The organism is Maribacter aquimaris (assembly GCF_014596745.1).
In the GTDB taxonomy this organism is placed as follows: Bacteria; Bacteroidota; Bacteroidia; order Flavobacteriales; family Flavobacteriaceae; genus Maribacter_A; species Maribacter_A aquimaris.
The window spans coordinates 189,424-203,472 of record NZ_JABTCF010000009.1 but is presented as its reverse complement, the minus strand read 5'-3'; the positions used below and the strand labels follow the sequence as shown (position 1 = coordinate 203,472).

Sequence of the window (14,049 nt, the reverse complement as noted above, 5' to 3'; positions counted from 1 at the left end):
AAATCGATCCATGGGAGCTAAAGCCAAAACCAAGAAATTAACGGAGAATGATTTAATAACAATGTATATGGATCATGTGTTGGAGCACGAGTCCAGACCTAAATCCGTATATAAATTCTGTAAGTTAAATTCGATTTCAGAAGCGGATTTTTATGGGATATTCGGTTCACTTGAATCCATTCCGAAACGAATTTGGAACGTTTTCTTCGAGAATACCGAAGATTTATTGCGGAAGAACAAGGAATTCGACGATTTTACGAATAAGGATAAAATGCTCACCTTCTTTTATTCCTTTTTTGAGTTATTGACCTTAAACCGTAGTTATGTATTGCTTGCATTGCAGCAGGAGAAAAATCCTTTAAAGAATTTAGAACAGTTAAAAGGGCTGCGAAAACATATTAAGAATTTTGCAACCGTTTTGATAGAGGATGACAATTCCAATAAAACATTGAAAGTGACAAAGTTCAACCCCAAGTTGTTCTCGGAAGGGGTGTGGTTCCAATTTTTGTTTTTACTTAAATTCTGGAAGGACGATGAATCCAAAGGGTTTGAGAAAACGGACATGGCCATAGAAAAGTCTGTGAATACCATTTTCGATGTTTTTGATAATACACCATTGGAAAACATCATTGATTTCGGGAAATTCCTATACAAGGAAACCTTTGTTTAATTAGTAATAATAAGCCGATAGCATATTGAAAACACTTGATAAGATTCCCACAGGAAAGATAGAGCGGGCAGGTAAATTGGTGAAGACCGGGGTTAAGATCGGTGGTAACTATGCGAAGTATTATGGCAAGAAATTAGTCAACCCTGAACATACAAAGGATGAGCTGAATGAAGACAATGCCGAGGATATTTACGACGGATTAAAGAGTCTCAAAGGCAGTGCCTTGAAGGTGGCCCAGATGTTGAGTATGGAGAAGAACCTTTTGCCAAAGGCCTATGTGGAAAAATTTTCACTTTCCCAGTTTTCAGTACCCCCACTTTCAGCCCCATTGGTTCGCAAAACCTTTAAGAAGTATTTGGGTAAATATCCCGAGGAACTTTTTGATACTTTTGAGCGAAACTCTGTAAATGCGGCGAGTATAGGCCAAGTTCACAAAGCGACAAAGGATGGGAAGGAATTAGCGGTGAAAATCCAATATCCCGGGGTGGCAGAGAGTATTAGCAGTGATTTGGCCTTGGTGAAACCCATAGCCATCCGTATGTTCAATATGCAGGGAAAGGATTCTGATAAATATTTTAAGGAGGTCGAGAATAAATTGGTTGAGGAAACCGATTATATACTCGAATTGCGACAAAGTATAGCGATAACCGAATCTTGTGCCATTATACCCAATCTGGAATTTCCAAAGTATTATAAAGACCTTTCCAGTGATCGTATTATCACCATGGATTGGATGCATGGGCAACATTTAAGCGAGTTTACCAAGACTGGTTTCACAAAGGAACAAGGTGATAAACTAGGACAGACCTTATGGGATTTTTATATGTATCAAATTCATGGACTACGGAAAGTACATGCCGATCCCCATCCTGGTAACTTCCTGATTAGTGATAGGGAGACCCTTATTGCCATCGATTTTGGCTGTATCAAGGCTATCCCGGATGAGTTTTATGTGCCTTATTTTGAGTTGTCCAAAAAAGAGAATATTTCCAACGACGCCGTTTTTACCCAGAAGCTTTATGAGTTGGAAATATTGACATCGACCGATACTCCCGAGGAATTCGATTTTTTCAAAGAGCTTTTTAAGGAAATGCTGTCATTGTTCACGTCGCCTTTCCATGAAAAGGAATTTGATTTTGGGGCAGATGCATTTTGGTCAAGGATAGCGGACTTAAGTCAGCGGTACTCCACTGATCCGCAAATTCGTAAAATGAACGGGAATCGGGGTTCCAAACATTTTCTATACATGAACCGTACATTTTTTGGTCTTTATAACCTACTTCATGATTTAAAGGCCACAGTGCAGGTAAATAATTTTAGGACGTATTTAGGGTAGGTAATACTTTTTTTTTGTTACTTAGGAGTACTTTAATGTTTTGATTTAAAGACGAGCAATCACTACCTTGCAGGCCAATAGATGGTCTAGGTCTATTGTACAAACTAAAACAGATTTCAAAATGTATAATTCTAAGATTACGGGCCTTGGGTATTTCGTGCCTGAAAATGTTGTAACCAATGATGATTTGGCTAAAGTGATGGATACCAATGATGAATGGATCCAGGAGCGAACCGGGATAAAGGAACGTAGACATGTTATTAAAGGAGAGGATACTACGTTAACGTTGGGGGTCAAAGCGGCTAAAATTGCCATAGAAAGAGCGGGTATTGATAAAGATGAAATTGATTTTATCGTTTTTGCAACCCTTAGTCCTGATTATTATTTTCCTGGACCGGGAGTTATGGTTCAACGGGAACTAGGAATAAAGACTGTGGGGGCTTTGGATGTGAGAAACCAATGTTCGGGTTTTGTATATGCACTTTCCGTAGCAGATCAGTTTATAAAAACAGGAATGTATAAAAATGTCTTGGTCATTGGTTCGGAAGTCCATTCGACCGGTCTTGATTTTAGCACACGTGGTAGGGGAGTAACCGTTATTTTTGGTGATGGTGCCGGAGCTGTGGTTCTTTCGAGGGAAGAGGACAATACAAAAGGAATACTTTCAACCCATTTACACTCTGAAGGGGAACATGCCGATGAACTTTCATTGGTTGCGCCGGGAATGGGCAAAAGATGGATTACCGATATAATTAAGGAAAACGATCCAGAGGATATCTCGTATTATCCCTATATGAATGGGCAATTCGTATTTAAAAATGCCGTGGTGCGTTTCAGTGAGGTTATTATGGAAGGGTTGAAGGCTAATGGCCTTACACAGGAGGATATTGATTTATTCATACCACACCAGGCTAATTTAAGGATTTCCCAATTTGTTCAAAGGAAGTTCAAATTGAGTGATGATCAAATTTTTAATAACATCATGAAGTATGGTAATACCACTGCGGCATCGATACCCATTGCCCTAACTGAAGCATGGGAGCAAGGGAAGGTAAAAGAAGGTGATTTAGTGGTGCTTGCAGCCTTTGGTAGTGGTTTTACTTGGGGTAGTGTTATCATAAGATGGTAGAAATTTCAATCTTCTGTTGAAATATAAAACCCTGACGAAATTCGTCAGGGTTTTTTCTTGGCCAATCATTCTTGGAACCAACCAACCATCATCCCAATAAGTATTGACCAATTTTTTCTGAAACAAGTGCTTTTGAAAAACAAAATCTTCTAGATGCCCCTGCATAAGGTGTTCTATATACATTAGACGTAAAAGAATTGTGATTGTTACGGTTAATCCCAACTTTAACTTTCTTTTATAAACAGGTCGAATAAAATGATATTGAAATTCACCTGGTAACTTAAGTTTTTTTGGATCAATCCCAAAAGTTGGGTGTGAATTAGAAAAAGATAGCATAAACTATCCCGAAGTTCGTGTTCTGTTCTTTTTTGCATTGCCCAAAAAAGAAACAAAAAACGCTAGGCTGATTTTGAATTTCTTTAAATCCACGTACTTTCCGCAGCCACACCGTCCAGGCCGCTTTCACTAAGGTGAAATGCTCTATGGACGGCTTCCCTCGACCAATGCGGAAACCACTTGATTTAAAACGAAATCAAAAATAGGCCGTTCCTTCTTTAGAACCCCGTTCAAGGGCTTGAAAAATACAGCAATTTTCCTTTACAGATTGACTACAATCTTTGCATAAACACAACAATTGTTCTTGATTCGTTTTTTTGTTGATTCGTATTTGGTGGGTATAAATACAAAACCCTGACGTTTCCGCCAGGGTTCCTTTCGCTGATATGCTATACTAAACACTAACCATTAACTATAAACATATAGCTTCATCAACGACCTTATATTTCTTACAGTATGGAATTGTATTGTTGATTAGACGTACTTTTGTCCAAAAAGTTACAGTACTAAACACTTTTAACATATGAAAGACACACTTGTTATTGGGGCTTCTTTAAAACCAGATCGTTACAGCAACATTGCGGTAAAGCGTCTGGTAGACAAGGATATCGCCACCAAGGCATTCGGATTACAAGTAGGAGTAATTCACGAGGTGCAAATTAATACCAATTTAAATGATATCCAAAATATACACACGATTACTTTATATTTAAATCCAAAAAGGCAAAAAGCCTATTATAATGAAATCATTGCCCTACAACCATCAAGGGTGATTTTTAATCCAGGCACTGAAAACCCTGAGTTCTATGTATTGCTTAGGAAAAACAAGATTGAGGTTGTCGAGGCTTGTACCTTGGTTCTTTTGGCAACCGATCAGTATTGAGGGGTCAATAAGGTCTGGTTGTTACCTTCCCTTTAATTGTTGGAATCGTTGAAAATAAATCTTTTGTTTTCAAAAAAAAGGAGAAAATAATTCGGGTGATATGAAATTATACAACAGTTGATCGATAGCTCGTGCCTTTTTTCGGGGCAATCGAGTGTTTCATTTATTTCTTCCGAATCAATAACAATCCGACAAAAGTAATGAGTCCGTTTAAGGGCAGTAATTCGTATCCAAAAACATAACCACTTAAATTTTCAGGGGGTAGTTTTCCTAAAACGTAGCAAATCGATACGGACACCAGAGCCACGATCCATACGTACTTATCCTTGATTTGATATTTGGTGATAATACCAAATGTGAATAATCCCAATAAGGGGCCATAGGTATATGAGGCGACCTGTAACAATCCGTCTATGACATTGGTGTCCAGGATATGCTTAAAGGCGATGACCACAAGAATCAATAATAGGCTCATCCCGATATGCGTGGTTTTCCGTATTCTTTTCTGATGGTTTTCCGGTTTTTTGCCGATACCCAGAAAGTCAACACAAAAAGAGGTGGTCAAAGAGGTCAATGCACTATCGGCACTACTATAGGCGGCGGCAATAAGACCAAGTATGAAAGTAATGCCCACAATCATTCCAAGACCACTGTTTAGGGCAATTTCAGGGAATAAAAGGTCGGGTTTGGCTTTGCCATCCATCATGGGAATGGCAATTTGGAATTTGTCCGCATAAATGAACAATAAAGCTCCTAATAACATAAAAATAAAAGTAACCACCACCAACACCAAACTAAAGCTTACCATGTTCTTTTGTGAATCCTTCAAAGTTTTACAAGTCAGGTTTTTCTGCATCATATCCTGATCTAACCCTGTCATGCAAATGGTTATGAACATGCCGCCTAAAAATGATTTCACAAAATGGTTCTTGTCCATGAAATCATTAAGGAATAAAGTTTTACTATATTTTTCGAGCTCCGCGGAGGCTAGAAAATCCATAAAATCCCAATTCAGTTGTTGTAGGATAAAATAGATGGACAATCCAACGGAGACCAACATAAACAAGGTTTGTAAGGTGTCGGTCCAAACAATCGTTTTTATGCCTCCCCGGAAGGTGTATATCCAGATGAGTAGCACAGAAAGGGTTACGGTAAGTTCAAAAGGAACATTCCATGTATCGAAAACAAATTGCTGTAAAACAATGGCCACTAAAAACAACCTAAAGGCCGCCCCTAAAACACGTGAAATAAAAAATGATATGGCGCCTACTTTATAACTTACAAAACCAAAACGATTATCAAGGTATTCATAAATTGAGGTGACATTTTGTTTGTAATAGATGGGTAATAGAACATAGGCCACGACCAAATACCCCAATGAATACCCAAAGACGACTTGCATATAACTGAATTCGGAGGCTTCTACCCAACCCGGTACCGAAATAAAGGTGACGCCCGAAAGTGATGCCCCGATCATGCCGAAGGCCACCAAATACCAAGGCGATTGTTTGCCTGCCTTAAAAAAATCTACATTGGAATCATTTTTTCCCGTAAAATGGGAAATCAGTAAGAGCACAATGAAATAGGCTCCGATCAGAAGTAAAATATGGGTAGCAGTCATTTAAATTAATTTCTAGCGAAAAATACAAAAAGCAAAAATAGTGTGTAATTTTGTTGTTATGGATTTTTCGTCAAAACTTTTGGAGAACGCTGTACATGAAATGTCACAATTACCAGGTATTGGAAAGCGGACCGCATTGAGATTGGTTCTCCATCTTTTGAAACAACCCAATGGTCAAACCATGCGTTTGGCCTCAGCATTGGAGGATCTTAGGAATTCGGTCAAGTTTTGTTCGCAATGTCATAATATTTCCGATGTTGAAATCTGTGAAATATGCGCCAATCCAAAACGTGATGAAAGTCTGGTCTGCGTTGTAGAGGATATCAGGGATGTCATGGCTATTGAAAATACGGGGCAATTCAATGGACGTTATCATGTATTGGGAGGGAAAATTTCCCCTATGGAAGGTGTTGGTCCCCAAGAGTTGACCATTACATCATTGGTCAATAAGGCAAAGGAGGGAAGGATAAAGGAGTTGATATTTGCCTTGAGTTCAACAATGGAAGGGGATACGACCAATTTCTATATTTATAAACAGCTAGAAGGGTTGCAGGTTAAAACATCGACCATTGCCCGCGGTATTTCTGTAGGTGATGAACTGGAGTATGCCGATGAAGTTACCTTAGGACGTAGTATTTTAAATAGAATTCCTTTTGAGAATTCGTTGAAAACAAATTAGCAATGTAATTAATGGAGCAATTTGCTTTATTTTTTGTTTATTTTGCAAATAATCTATCTAAAACAGAGCGTAAACTAACAATATGTCAAAATTTGAATTGAAATTACCACGTATGGGAGAGAGTGTTGCGGAGGCAACATTGACATCTTGGTTAAAGGAAGTAGGTGATACAATAGAAATGGATGAAGCCGTTTTTGAAATAGCCACGGACAAGGTAGATTCTGAGGTACCAAGTGAGGTTGATGGCGTATTGGTTGAAAGATTGTTCAATGTGGACGATATCGTTAAAGTAGGGGAAACTGTTGCGATAATAGAGATTGAAGGGGATATGGATGACTCCAGTGACTCCGGTAATGTAGAGGAAGAGGCAGTTGAGGTCCCTTCAAAAGTTGTTGAGGATATCGCCCAAACTGTTGAGAGTGCTAAGGTTACAGCGGCCAGTACTAAGCTGGGGCAGGGTTCTTCAGACCGGTTTTATTCCCCTTTGGTTAAGAATATAGCAAAACAGGAAGGTATTTCTTTATCCGAATTGGATACCATAGAAGGTACTGGTATGGAAGGAAGGGTTACCAAAAGTGATATTTTGGCATTTGTGGATTCCAGAAATTCCCCTGTTACTGAACCCTTGACGCCTAAGGTGGAAAAACCACAGCCACAGGTCGTCCAAAGTATTCCCGAGCCTAAGGTTGAAAAACAGGCGCCGGTGCAGGTTGCTGCAGCAAGTGGGGAAGAGGTCATGGAAATGTCCCGTATGGGTAAACTTATTGCCAAGCATATGATAGAGAGTGTTTCTACTTCTGCCCATGTACAGAGTTTTATTGAGGTCGATGTTACCAATATCGTTAATTGGAGAAATAAAATCAAGGATGCCTTTTATGCATCGGAAGGGGAAAAATTGACGTTTACCCCGATTTTTATGGAGGCGGTAGCCAAGGCCCTTAAGAAATATCCAATGATGAATATCTCTGTGGAAGGGGAATCGGTAATCAAGAAGAAAAACATCAATATCGGTATGGCCGCAGCCTTGCCCGATGGCAATCTTATTGTTCCGGTTATTAAGAATGCCGATCAGTTGAACCTTGTGGGTATGACCAAAGTGGTCAATGACCTTGCGGATCGCTCAAGGAAGAATCAATTAAAACCCGATGAAGTGCAGGGGGGCACATATACCGTTACCAATGTAGGTACTTTTGGCAGTGTCTTTGGCACGCCTATTATTAATCAACCCCAAGTAGGTATACTCGCTTTGGGCGCTATTCGAAAAATTCCTGCGGTCATCGAAACCAGTGAAGGTGATTTTATCGGGGTCCGTAGTAAAATGTATTTGTCACACAGTTATGATCACAGGGTAGTAAATGGGGCTTTGGGCAGTATGTTCGCTAAGGCGGTAGCCGACTATCTTGAGGCTTGGGATGTAAATCGTGAGATTTAGGATTGCATATTGTTGAAATTTAGCCGATAAATAGGAATGGTATCATAGGTGTTTCCTATGGATAAAATCAGTGTGCCCATTCTTATGGATTTGTGTTGGCACTCCCCATAGTCAATACATGGTCGTCGGTTGTATTCTTTTTCCGGAGTACCAATTCCACTTCCAAAACAGGGTGTAATTAAGTGGTATATTCATTCGGTTAAAGTTTTCTAAGACTTATCTTTGTTTAAATTTTATGAAGTATGGAGTTAAAATTGACAAGACCGATTTGCTTTTTTGATCTGGAGACCACAGGAACCAATGTAGCCCATGATCGGATCGTAGAGATATCCATTTTAAAAGTATATCCCAATGGTAATAAGGAAAGCAAGACCTGGTTGGTGAATCCTGAAATGGAAATCCCTGAAGAGGTTGTTGCAATCCACGGAATTTCAAATGAAAAAGTGGCCAACGAACCTACTTTTAAGGAATTGTCCAAGGAGGTTTACAATATAATCAAGGATTGTGACTTGGGTGGTTTTAATTCCAATCGTTTCGATATACCCTTGCTGGCAGAGGAAATGCTTAGGGCTGAGGTTGATTTTGATATGAAGAACATGGTCTCAGTGGATGTACAGACCATCTTCCATAAAATGGAAAAAAGGACCTTGGAGGCTGCCTATAAGTTTTATTGTGAAAAGGATTTGACCGATGCACATAGTGCGGAGGCCGATACTTTGGCTACTTATGAAGTGCTGTTGTCCCAGTTGGATAGATACCCCGAGCTAGAGAATAATGTCAAAAAATTGGCCGAATTCTCGACCCATAAAAAAACGGTGGATTTTGCAGGGTTCATCGCATTGGATGAGGAAGATGAGGAAGTGTTCGCCTTTGGTAAGCATAAGGGAAAAAAGGTTTTAGAGGTCTTGGATAAGGAACCTGGTTATTTTGGATGGATATTGAATGCCGATTTTCCGTTGTACACTAAAAAAGTTCTGATGCAAATCAAATTGAGTAGATTGAACAATAAGTTGAATTAAATGAAATTCACTGTTTTTCTGATTTTTCTTCTGTTTGCCTTAAGTTCAAGGGGTCAGGAAGTTCTTTTTGAAGGTCATGTTTTTGATAACAAAACCAAAGAGCCCATTCCTTTTGTGAACCTAAGTTTCTTAAACACATTGAAGGGGACCTCTACAGATGAAAAAGGGCATTTTTTTATAGATTTGCCCACGTCCTTTTTAGAGAAACAAGTGCATATTTCTTCATTAGGTTACAAAGATACCATTGTATTGGCCAAGAACATTTTCAAGGTCAAGCGCTTTGGGATGGTAGCGGAATCCTATGAGTTGGACGAGGTAGTGGTATCCCATTCAATGGGTAATTCCGATGTTCTCAATCCAATCAGTAGTTATAGTCTTACCAGTGGTTTCTCATCTTCTTCCACCCCTTGGGTTTTGGCGCTTTATTTTCCGAATATTGGGGCGCAACAAAAATATTTGGAAAAGGTGACCGTCTTCTTTCAAAAGAATAATCGATTCAAGAGACCTACTGCTAAATTTCGGTTGCGGGTCTATGATGTTGATCTGGAGACCAAAAAACCCGGAAGGGATATTCTGAGAAAAAGTATGGTGCTGGAGTCGAATGTTGAAGAGGATTTTGTTTCCATAGACCTGAGGTCCCTCAATCTGAAAATTCCGAAATCAGGAATATATGTCGGGGTGGAATGGTTGTTCGTACCGTACAATTGGTATAGGAACACCGTTGAGCATCCCATTACAAAAAAGAAAATAGAGGAAGATCGATTTGCCCCTACCTTTGGTGCCGTCTATAATAAGAACCAGAATTTCAAGGCCATGGTATATGGTATGGGGGAATGGACCGATTTTAAGGTGAAGTCAAAGGATAATACGCAAAACCTGATTCCGGCTATAAGTGTAAAATTAATTAAAGAATAAGATTGAAATGAAGATTGTTTGCATAGGAAGGAATTATGCTGCCCATATCGAGGAATTGGCGAATGAGCGTCCAAAGGATCCAGTGATTTTTATAAAACCGGATTCGGCTGTTTTGCCCAAAGAGCAGGATTTCTATATTCCCGATTTCACAGATAATGTGCATTATGAGGTGGAGGTCTTGGTCAAGATATGTAAGGTTGGTAAGCATATCGATGCGAAATTTGCCCATAAATATTATGATGAGGTCGGGTTGGGTATCGATTTTACCGCAAGGGACCTTCAATCCCAATTAAAACAAAAAGGGTTGCCATGGGAAAAGGCCAAAGGTTTCGATGGTTCAGCGGTTATTGGTACGTGGTTGCCGAAAGGTGATTTCAAGGATTTGAACGACTTGGGTTTTACGTTGGAGCAGAACGGACAAGTTGTGCAAAACGGTAATACCAACTTGATGCTTTGGAAGATCGATGAGCTCATTGCCTATGTGTCTACCTTCTTTACTTTGAAAAAGGGTGATGTTTTATTTACGGGTACACCTGCCGGTGTTGGTCAAATAGCTGCAAATGATTACCTTTCGGGCAAGTTGGAAGGACAAGAACTTTTTTCTTTAAAAATAAAATAATGATATACAATCTTGATAAATTAAATGAAATGGCTGAAGGTGATGAGGATTTCATCAATTCTGTGATATCAGTCTTTCTGGAAGAAGTACCCCAAGATCTTGAAGGGTTAGAGACAGCCTTAGAGGAGCAAGACCATCAACAGGTGTATCAATTGGCCCATAAAATAAAGCCCAATGTAGATCTTTTGGGAATGGAACAAACACGGGCTGTTGCACTTCAAATAGAAACCTTGGGAAAAAACGCTGCGAATATTATTGAAATACGGGAGGTGTTTCCTTTGTTGAAAAAGGATATCCATCAAGTGGTTTCCGAGTTGAAAAACGATTTTGGTCTGTAATGTTTGCTGAAATCATCACCATCGGAGATGAGATCCTTATCGGTCAGATTGTTGATACAAATTCTGCGTTTATTGCCAAGGAGCTCAATAAAATAGGGGTATCGGTTTATCAGATTACCTCTGTACAGGATAATAGGGAGCATATTCTAAATGCGCTGGCCGAAGCCAAGGCAAGGGCGCAAATCGTAATTGTCACAGGAGGGTTGGGACCCACCAAGGATGATATTACCAAAAATACTTTTTGTGAGTTTTTCAATGATACACTGGTTCAAAACGATGCTGTTCTTCGGCAGGTAAAGGAATTGTTCGCCAGCTTCACGTCAAAGCCCATCACAGAAATCAATCGACAACAGGCCTTGGTGCCTTCGAAAGCGACCGTGTTGCATAATGCCAATGGCACCGCCCCCGGTATGTGGATGCAATCTGACGGAGTTGCATTTGTGTCACTTCCGGGTGTACCCTTTGAGATGAAGCGACTCATGATCGAAAAGGTGATACCGAAGATAATCAAGGATTTCAATAGACCTTATATCCTTCATAGGACACTGGTTACTTATGGTATGGGCGAAAGTGCCTTAGCTGAGAAAATCGAAGATTGGGAAGATAACCTTCCTTCTTTTATCAAGTTGGCCTATTTGCCCAATTTAGGGAAAGTCAGGTTGCGTTTAAGTGCGAAAGGGGAAGACAGGCAAACTTTGGTAAACGCCGTAGAGGATCAAATCAAAAAGTTGCAACTGTTGATCGGTGATATAATCTTCGGTACCGAAGATGAGGAAACCTTGGAGGAATTGGTAGCAAAATTGTTCACGGCTAAAAAAATGACCTTGGCTACGGCCGAAAGTTGTACCGGCGGAAAAATAGCGGAACGTATTACGGCTTTATCCGGTGCTTCGGCTTATTATAAAGGGACGGTTGTAAGTTATGCAACTGAAACTAAAATCAATGTACTTCAGGTGCCAAAAGCATTGATCGAAGCGTATTCGGTGGTCAGTGCAGAGGTGGCAAAAGCAATGGCCTTGAATGTAAAATCCTTATTGAAAACCGATTTTTCGGTGGCTACCACAGGAAATGCAGGACCAACAAAAGGGGATTCGGATGCAGAGATTGGAACGGTGTATATTGCGATTGCCACGCCAAAAGAGGTGATTGTTGATAAATTCGTGTTTGGAAATCAACGCGAAAGGATTGTCCAAAAGGCTGTAAACAAGGCTTTTGAGTTGCTTCAAAAAGAAATTGCAAAAATCTGAACAAGAATTTTGTCCATCACATAAAAATGATATAAATTTGCAGCCTGTTTAAAATGAAAAATTAGGCTCAATGTCAAAAGTTTGTGAAATTACGGGAAAGAGGGCGATGTTTGGAAACAACGTGTCGTTTTCTATCAATAAGACAAGAAGAAGATTTAATGTGAATCTTTCTAAAAAGCGCTTTTATATTCCTGAGGAAGATCGTTGGGTTACGCTAAAGGTTTCTGCCAAAGCGTTGAAAAGCATTAACAAGAAAGGAATTTCTGCTGTTTTAAAAGAAGCTAAAGCACAAGGGTTCGTAAAATAATCCTAAAAAGATAGATTACAATGGCAAAAAAAGGAAATAGGGTTCAAGTTATATTGGAATGTACAGAGCATAAAAATTCTGGACAACCAGGGACTTCTAGGTATATTACCACGAAAAACAAAAAGAACACTCCTGAAAGGATGGAAATAAAGAAATTTAATCCAATCCTTAAGAAAATGACTGTTCATAAAGAAATTAAGTAATAAGACATTACCACGTTAGTGGAAGTGTCAAATAAACCATAAGGTCATGGCAAAGAAGACGGTAGCAAGTTTACAAACAAGTTCAAAAAGATTAACCAAGGCAATAAAGATGGTTAGGTCTCCAAAAAGTGGGGCTTACACATTTCAAGAGTCCGTTATGGCGCCAGAAGTTGTCAACGAATGGTTTGCAAAAAAATAGGGAATTGATTCAATCAATTTGTAAAAGCTCCTTTTGAAAGAAAGGAGCTTTTTTATTTTATATCTTTGGCGAAAATTGTTCAGGTATTATGAGTTTATTTAAAAAGATATTTTCCTCGCAGAAAAAAGAGTCCTTGGATAAAGGATTGGAGAAAACCAAAACAACTTTTTTTTCAAAATTGAGCAAGGCCGTTGCCGGAAAGTCCAAGGTCGATGATGATGTATTGGACAATCTCGAAGAGGTCTTGGTTTCTTCGGATGTTGGTGTTGATACCACATTGAAAATCATTGATCGTATCGAGGCACGCGTAGCGAAGGATAAGTATATGGGTACTGATGAGTTGAATAAAATCCTGCGGGAAGAAATCGCCGGTTTGCTTTCAGAGACCCATGTGGGTGAGGAAACCGAATATAGTATACCCAAGGATAAAAGACCGTATGTGATTATGGTGGTAGGTGTTAATGGTGTGGGTAAGACCACTACCATTGGTAAATTGGCCTATCAATTTAAAAAACAAGGACTCAAAGTAGTGTTGGGTGCGGCCGATACCTTTAGGGCTGCAGCCATCGATCAATTGCAGGTTTGGGCGGATCGGGTAGATGTGCCTATTGTGAAACAAAAGATGGGTAGTGACCCCGCTTCCGTGGCTTTCGATACCTTGAGTTCAGCTGTGACACAGGATGCCGATGTTGTGATTATCGATACTGCCGGTCGATTGCACAATAAAGTGAACCTAATGAATGAACTTACCAAGGTAAAACGTGTCATGCAAAAGGTGGTCAAGGATACTCCACATGATGTTTTGTTGGTGTTGGACGGTTCAACCGGTCAGAATGCCTTTGAACAGGCGAAACAATTCACAAAGGCGACTGAGGTTACCTCCTTGGCGGTTACCAAATTGGACGGAACAGCCAAAGGGGGAGTGGTAATCGGTATTTCCGATCAATTCCAGATTCCTGTCAAATACATTGGGGTGGGTGAAGGTATTGAAGATCTTCAGGTGTTCAATAAATACGAGTTTGTAGATTCTTTTTTTAATATCTAAGGATTAAAGGGGTGCCCTCGATTGTCCGCCGCTGATAGGCTCCGATAGAATGGAGGGTCCAAGCAAATCGT

General features: G+C 39.7%; 16 protein-coding genes. 15 read left to right on the top strand and 1 reads right to left on the bottom strand.

All coding sequences use genetic code 11. The annotated features are described in order from the left end of the window. Positions 1-10 precede the first annotated feature (10 nt). From HPE56_RS14535 to HPE56_RS14520, 4 genes are all read left to right on the top strand, one after another. Complete coding sequence (locus tag HPE56_RS14535) at positions 11-670, top strand: TetR family transcriptional regulator C-terminal domain-containing protein (RefSeq protein ID WP_188244480.1); 660 nt, start codon at positions 11-13, stop codon at positions 668-670. 25 nt (positions 671-695) lie between these two features. Beyond that, complete coding sequence (locus HPE56_RS14530; RefSeq protein WP_188244479.1) at positions 696-2,006, top strand: ABC1 kinase family protein; 1,311 nt, start codon at positions 696-698, stop codon at positions 2,004-2,006. Positions 2,007-2,127: 121 nt separating this feature from the next. Beyond that, positions 2,128-3,135: a 3-oxoacyl-ACP synthase III family protein gene (locus tag HPE56_RS14525; protein WP_188244478.1), complete on the top strand. Its 1,008-nt coding sequence runs from the start codon at positions 2,128-2,130 to the stop codon at positions 3,133-3,135. Positions 3,136-3,994: 859 nt separating this feature from the next. After that, on the top strand, positions 3,995-4,354 hold the full coding sequence (locus HPE56_RS14520; RefSeq protein ID WP_188244477.1) for a CoA-binding protein: 360 nt from the start codon (positions 3,995-3,997) through the stop codon (positions 4,352-4,354). Between the two features lie 163 nt (positions 4,355-4,517). Here the strand turns inward: HPE56_RS14520 and HPE56_RS14515 are convergent, their stop codons facing one another. Continuing rightward, entirely contained in the window at positions 4,518-5,975 is a 1,458-nt protein-coding gene (locus tag HPE56_RS14515) for a sodium:solute symporter (protein WP_188244476.1), read from the bottom strand. Between the two features lie 58 nt (positions 5,976-6,033). Here HPE56_RS14515 and recR point away from each other — a divergent pair, with 58 nt between their 5' ends. The 11 genes from recR to ftsY all read left to right on the top strand — a co-directional run bounded on the left by recR (position 6,034) and on the right by ftsY (position 13,978). Then, the gene (recR, locus tag HPE56_RS14510; protein ID WP_188244475.1) at positions 6,034-6,654 is read left to right on the top strand and encodes a recombination mediator RecR; all 621 of its coding nucleotides are present in this window, start codon (positions 6,034-6,036) and stop codon (positions 6,652-6,654) included. An 82-nt stretch (positions 6,655-6,736) separates the two neighbouring features. Next, positions 6,737-8,086: a dihydrolipoamide acetyltransferase family protein gene (locus HPE56_RS14505; RefSeq protein ID WP_188244474.1), complete on the top strand. Its 1,350-nt coding sequence runs from the start codon at positions 6,737-6,739 to the stop codon at positions 8,084-8,086. 242 nt (positions 8,087-8,328) lie between these two features. Then, complete coding sequence (locus tag HPE56_RS14500) at positions 8,329-9,105, top strand: 3'-5' exonuclease (protein ID WP_188244473.1); 777 nt, start codon at positions 8,329-8,331, stop codon at positions 9,103-9,105. Beyond that, entirely contained in the window at positions 9,106-10,020 is a 915-nt protein-coding gene (locus tag HPE56_RS14495; RefSeq protein ID WP_188244472.1) for a carboxypeptidase-like regulatory domain-containing protein, read from the top strand. Positions 10,021-10,027: 7 nt separating this feature from the next. Then, the gene (locus tag HPE56_RS14490) at positions 10,028-10,639 is read left to right on the top strand and encodes a fumarylacetoacetate hydrolase family protein (RefSeq protein WP_188244471.1); all 612 of its coding nucleotides are present in this window, start codon (positions 10,028-10,030) and stop codon (positions 10,637-10,639) included. Further along, complete coding sequence (locus HPE56_RS14485; protein WP_188244470.1) at positions 10,639-10,977, top strand: Hpt domain-containing protein; 339 nt, start codon at positions 10,639-10,641, stop codon at positions 10,975-10,977. Before HPE56_RS14490 ends, HPE56_RS14485 begins: the two co-directional genes overlap by 1 nt. Beyond that, positions 10,977-12,224, top strand: coding sequence for a competence/damage-inducible protein A (locus tag HPE56_RS14480; RefSeq protein WP_188244469.1), 1,248 nt, complete (start codon positions 10,977-10,979; stop codon positions 12,222-12,224). Before HPE56_RS14485 ends, HPE56_RS14480 begins: the two co-directional genes overlap by 1 nt. A 70-nt stretch (positions 12,225-12,294) precedes the next feature. Then, complete coding sequence (rpmB, locus tag HPE56_RS14475) at positions 12,295-12,531, top strand: 50S ribosomal protein L28 (RefSeq protein ID WP_109649722.1); 237 nt, start codon at positions 12,295-12,297, stop codon at positions 12,529-12,531. A 20-nt stretch (positions 12,532-12,551) separates the two neighbouring features. Next, a complete protein-coding gene (rpmG, locus tag HPE56_RS14470) occupies positions 12,552-12,734 on the top strand; it encodes a 50S ribosomal protein L33 (RefSeq protein WP_188244468.1) in 183 nt (60 codons plus the stop codon). A gap of 46 nt (positions 12,735-12,780) precedes the next feature. Further along, a complete protein-coding gene (locus tag HPE56_RS14465) occupies positions 12,781-12,933 on the top strand; it encodes a DUF4295 domain-containing protein (RefSeq protein WP_109649724.1) in 153 nt (50 codons plus the stop codon). A gap of 88 nt (positions 12,934-13,021) precedes the next feature. Continuing rightward, positions 13,022-13,978, top strand: coding sequence for a signal recognition particle-docking protein FtsY (gene ftsY, locus HPE56_RS14460; protein ID WP_188244467.1), 957 nt, complete (start codon positions 13,022-13,024; stop codon positions 13,976-13,978). Positions 13,979-14,049: the final 71 nt, after the last annotated feature.

Bases quoted from the DNA above. Each gene is read 5' to 3' on its own strand.
- rpmB (WP_109649722.1), top strand. From the start codon at position 12,295: ATGTCAAAAGTTTGTGAAATTACGGGAAAGAGGGCGATGTTTGGAAAC.
- HPE56_RS14500 (WP_188244473.1), top strand. From the start codon at position 8,329: ATGGAGTTAAAATTGACAAGACCGATTTGCTTTTTTGATCTGGAGACC.
- HPE56_RS14505 (WP_188244474.1), top strand. From the start codon at position 6,737: ATGTCAAAATTTGAATTGAAATTACCACGTATGGGAGAGAGTGTTGCG.
- rpmG (WP_188244468.1), top strand. From the start codon at position 12,552: ATGGCAAAAAAAGGAAATAGGGTTCAAGTTATATTGGAATGTACAGAG.
- HPE56_RS14520 (WP_188244477.1), top strand. From the start codon at position 3,995: ATGAAAGACACACTTGTTATTGGGGCTTCTTTAAAACCAGATCGTTAC.
- HPE56_RS14490 (WP_188244471.1), top strand. From the start codon at position 10,028: ATGAAGATTGTTTGCATAGGAAGGAATTATGCTGCCCATATCGAGGAA.
- ftsY (WP_188244467.1), top strand. From the start codon at position 13,022: ATGAGTTTATTTAAAAAGATATTTTCCTCGCAGAAAAAAGAGTCCTTG.
- recR (WP_188244475.1), top strand. From the start codon at position 6,034: ATGGATTTTTCGTCAAAACTTTTGGAGAACGCTGTACATGAAATGTCA.
- HPE56_RS14480 (WP_188244469.1), top strand. From the start codon at position 10,977: ATGTTTGCTGAAATCATCACCATCGGAGATGAGATCCTTATCGGTCAG.
- HPE56_RS14465 (WP_109649724.1), top strand. From the start codon at position 12,781: ATGGCAAAGAAGACGGTAGCAAGTTTACAAACAAGTTCAAAAAGATTA.
- HPE56_RS14485 (WP_188244470.1), top strand. From the start codon at position 10,639: ATGATATACAATCTTGATAAATTAAATGAAATGGCTGAAGGTGATGAG.
- HPE56_RS14495 (WP_188244472.1), top strand. From the start codon at position 9,106: ATGAAATTCACTGTTTTTCTGATTTTTCTTCTGTTTGCCTTAAGTTCA.
- HPE56_RS14535 (WP_188244480.1), top strand. From the start codon at position 11: ATGGGAGCTAAAGCCAAAACCAAGAAATTAACGGAGAATGATTTAATA.
- HPE56_RS14515 (WP_188244476.1), bottom strand. From the start codon at position 5,975: ATGACTGCTACCCATATTTTACTTCTGATCGGAGCCTATTTCATTGTG.
- HPE56_RS14525 (WP_188244478.1), top strand. From the start codon at position 2,128: ATGTATAATTCTAAGATTACGGGCCTTGGGTATTTCGTGCCTGAAAAT.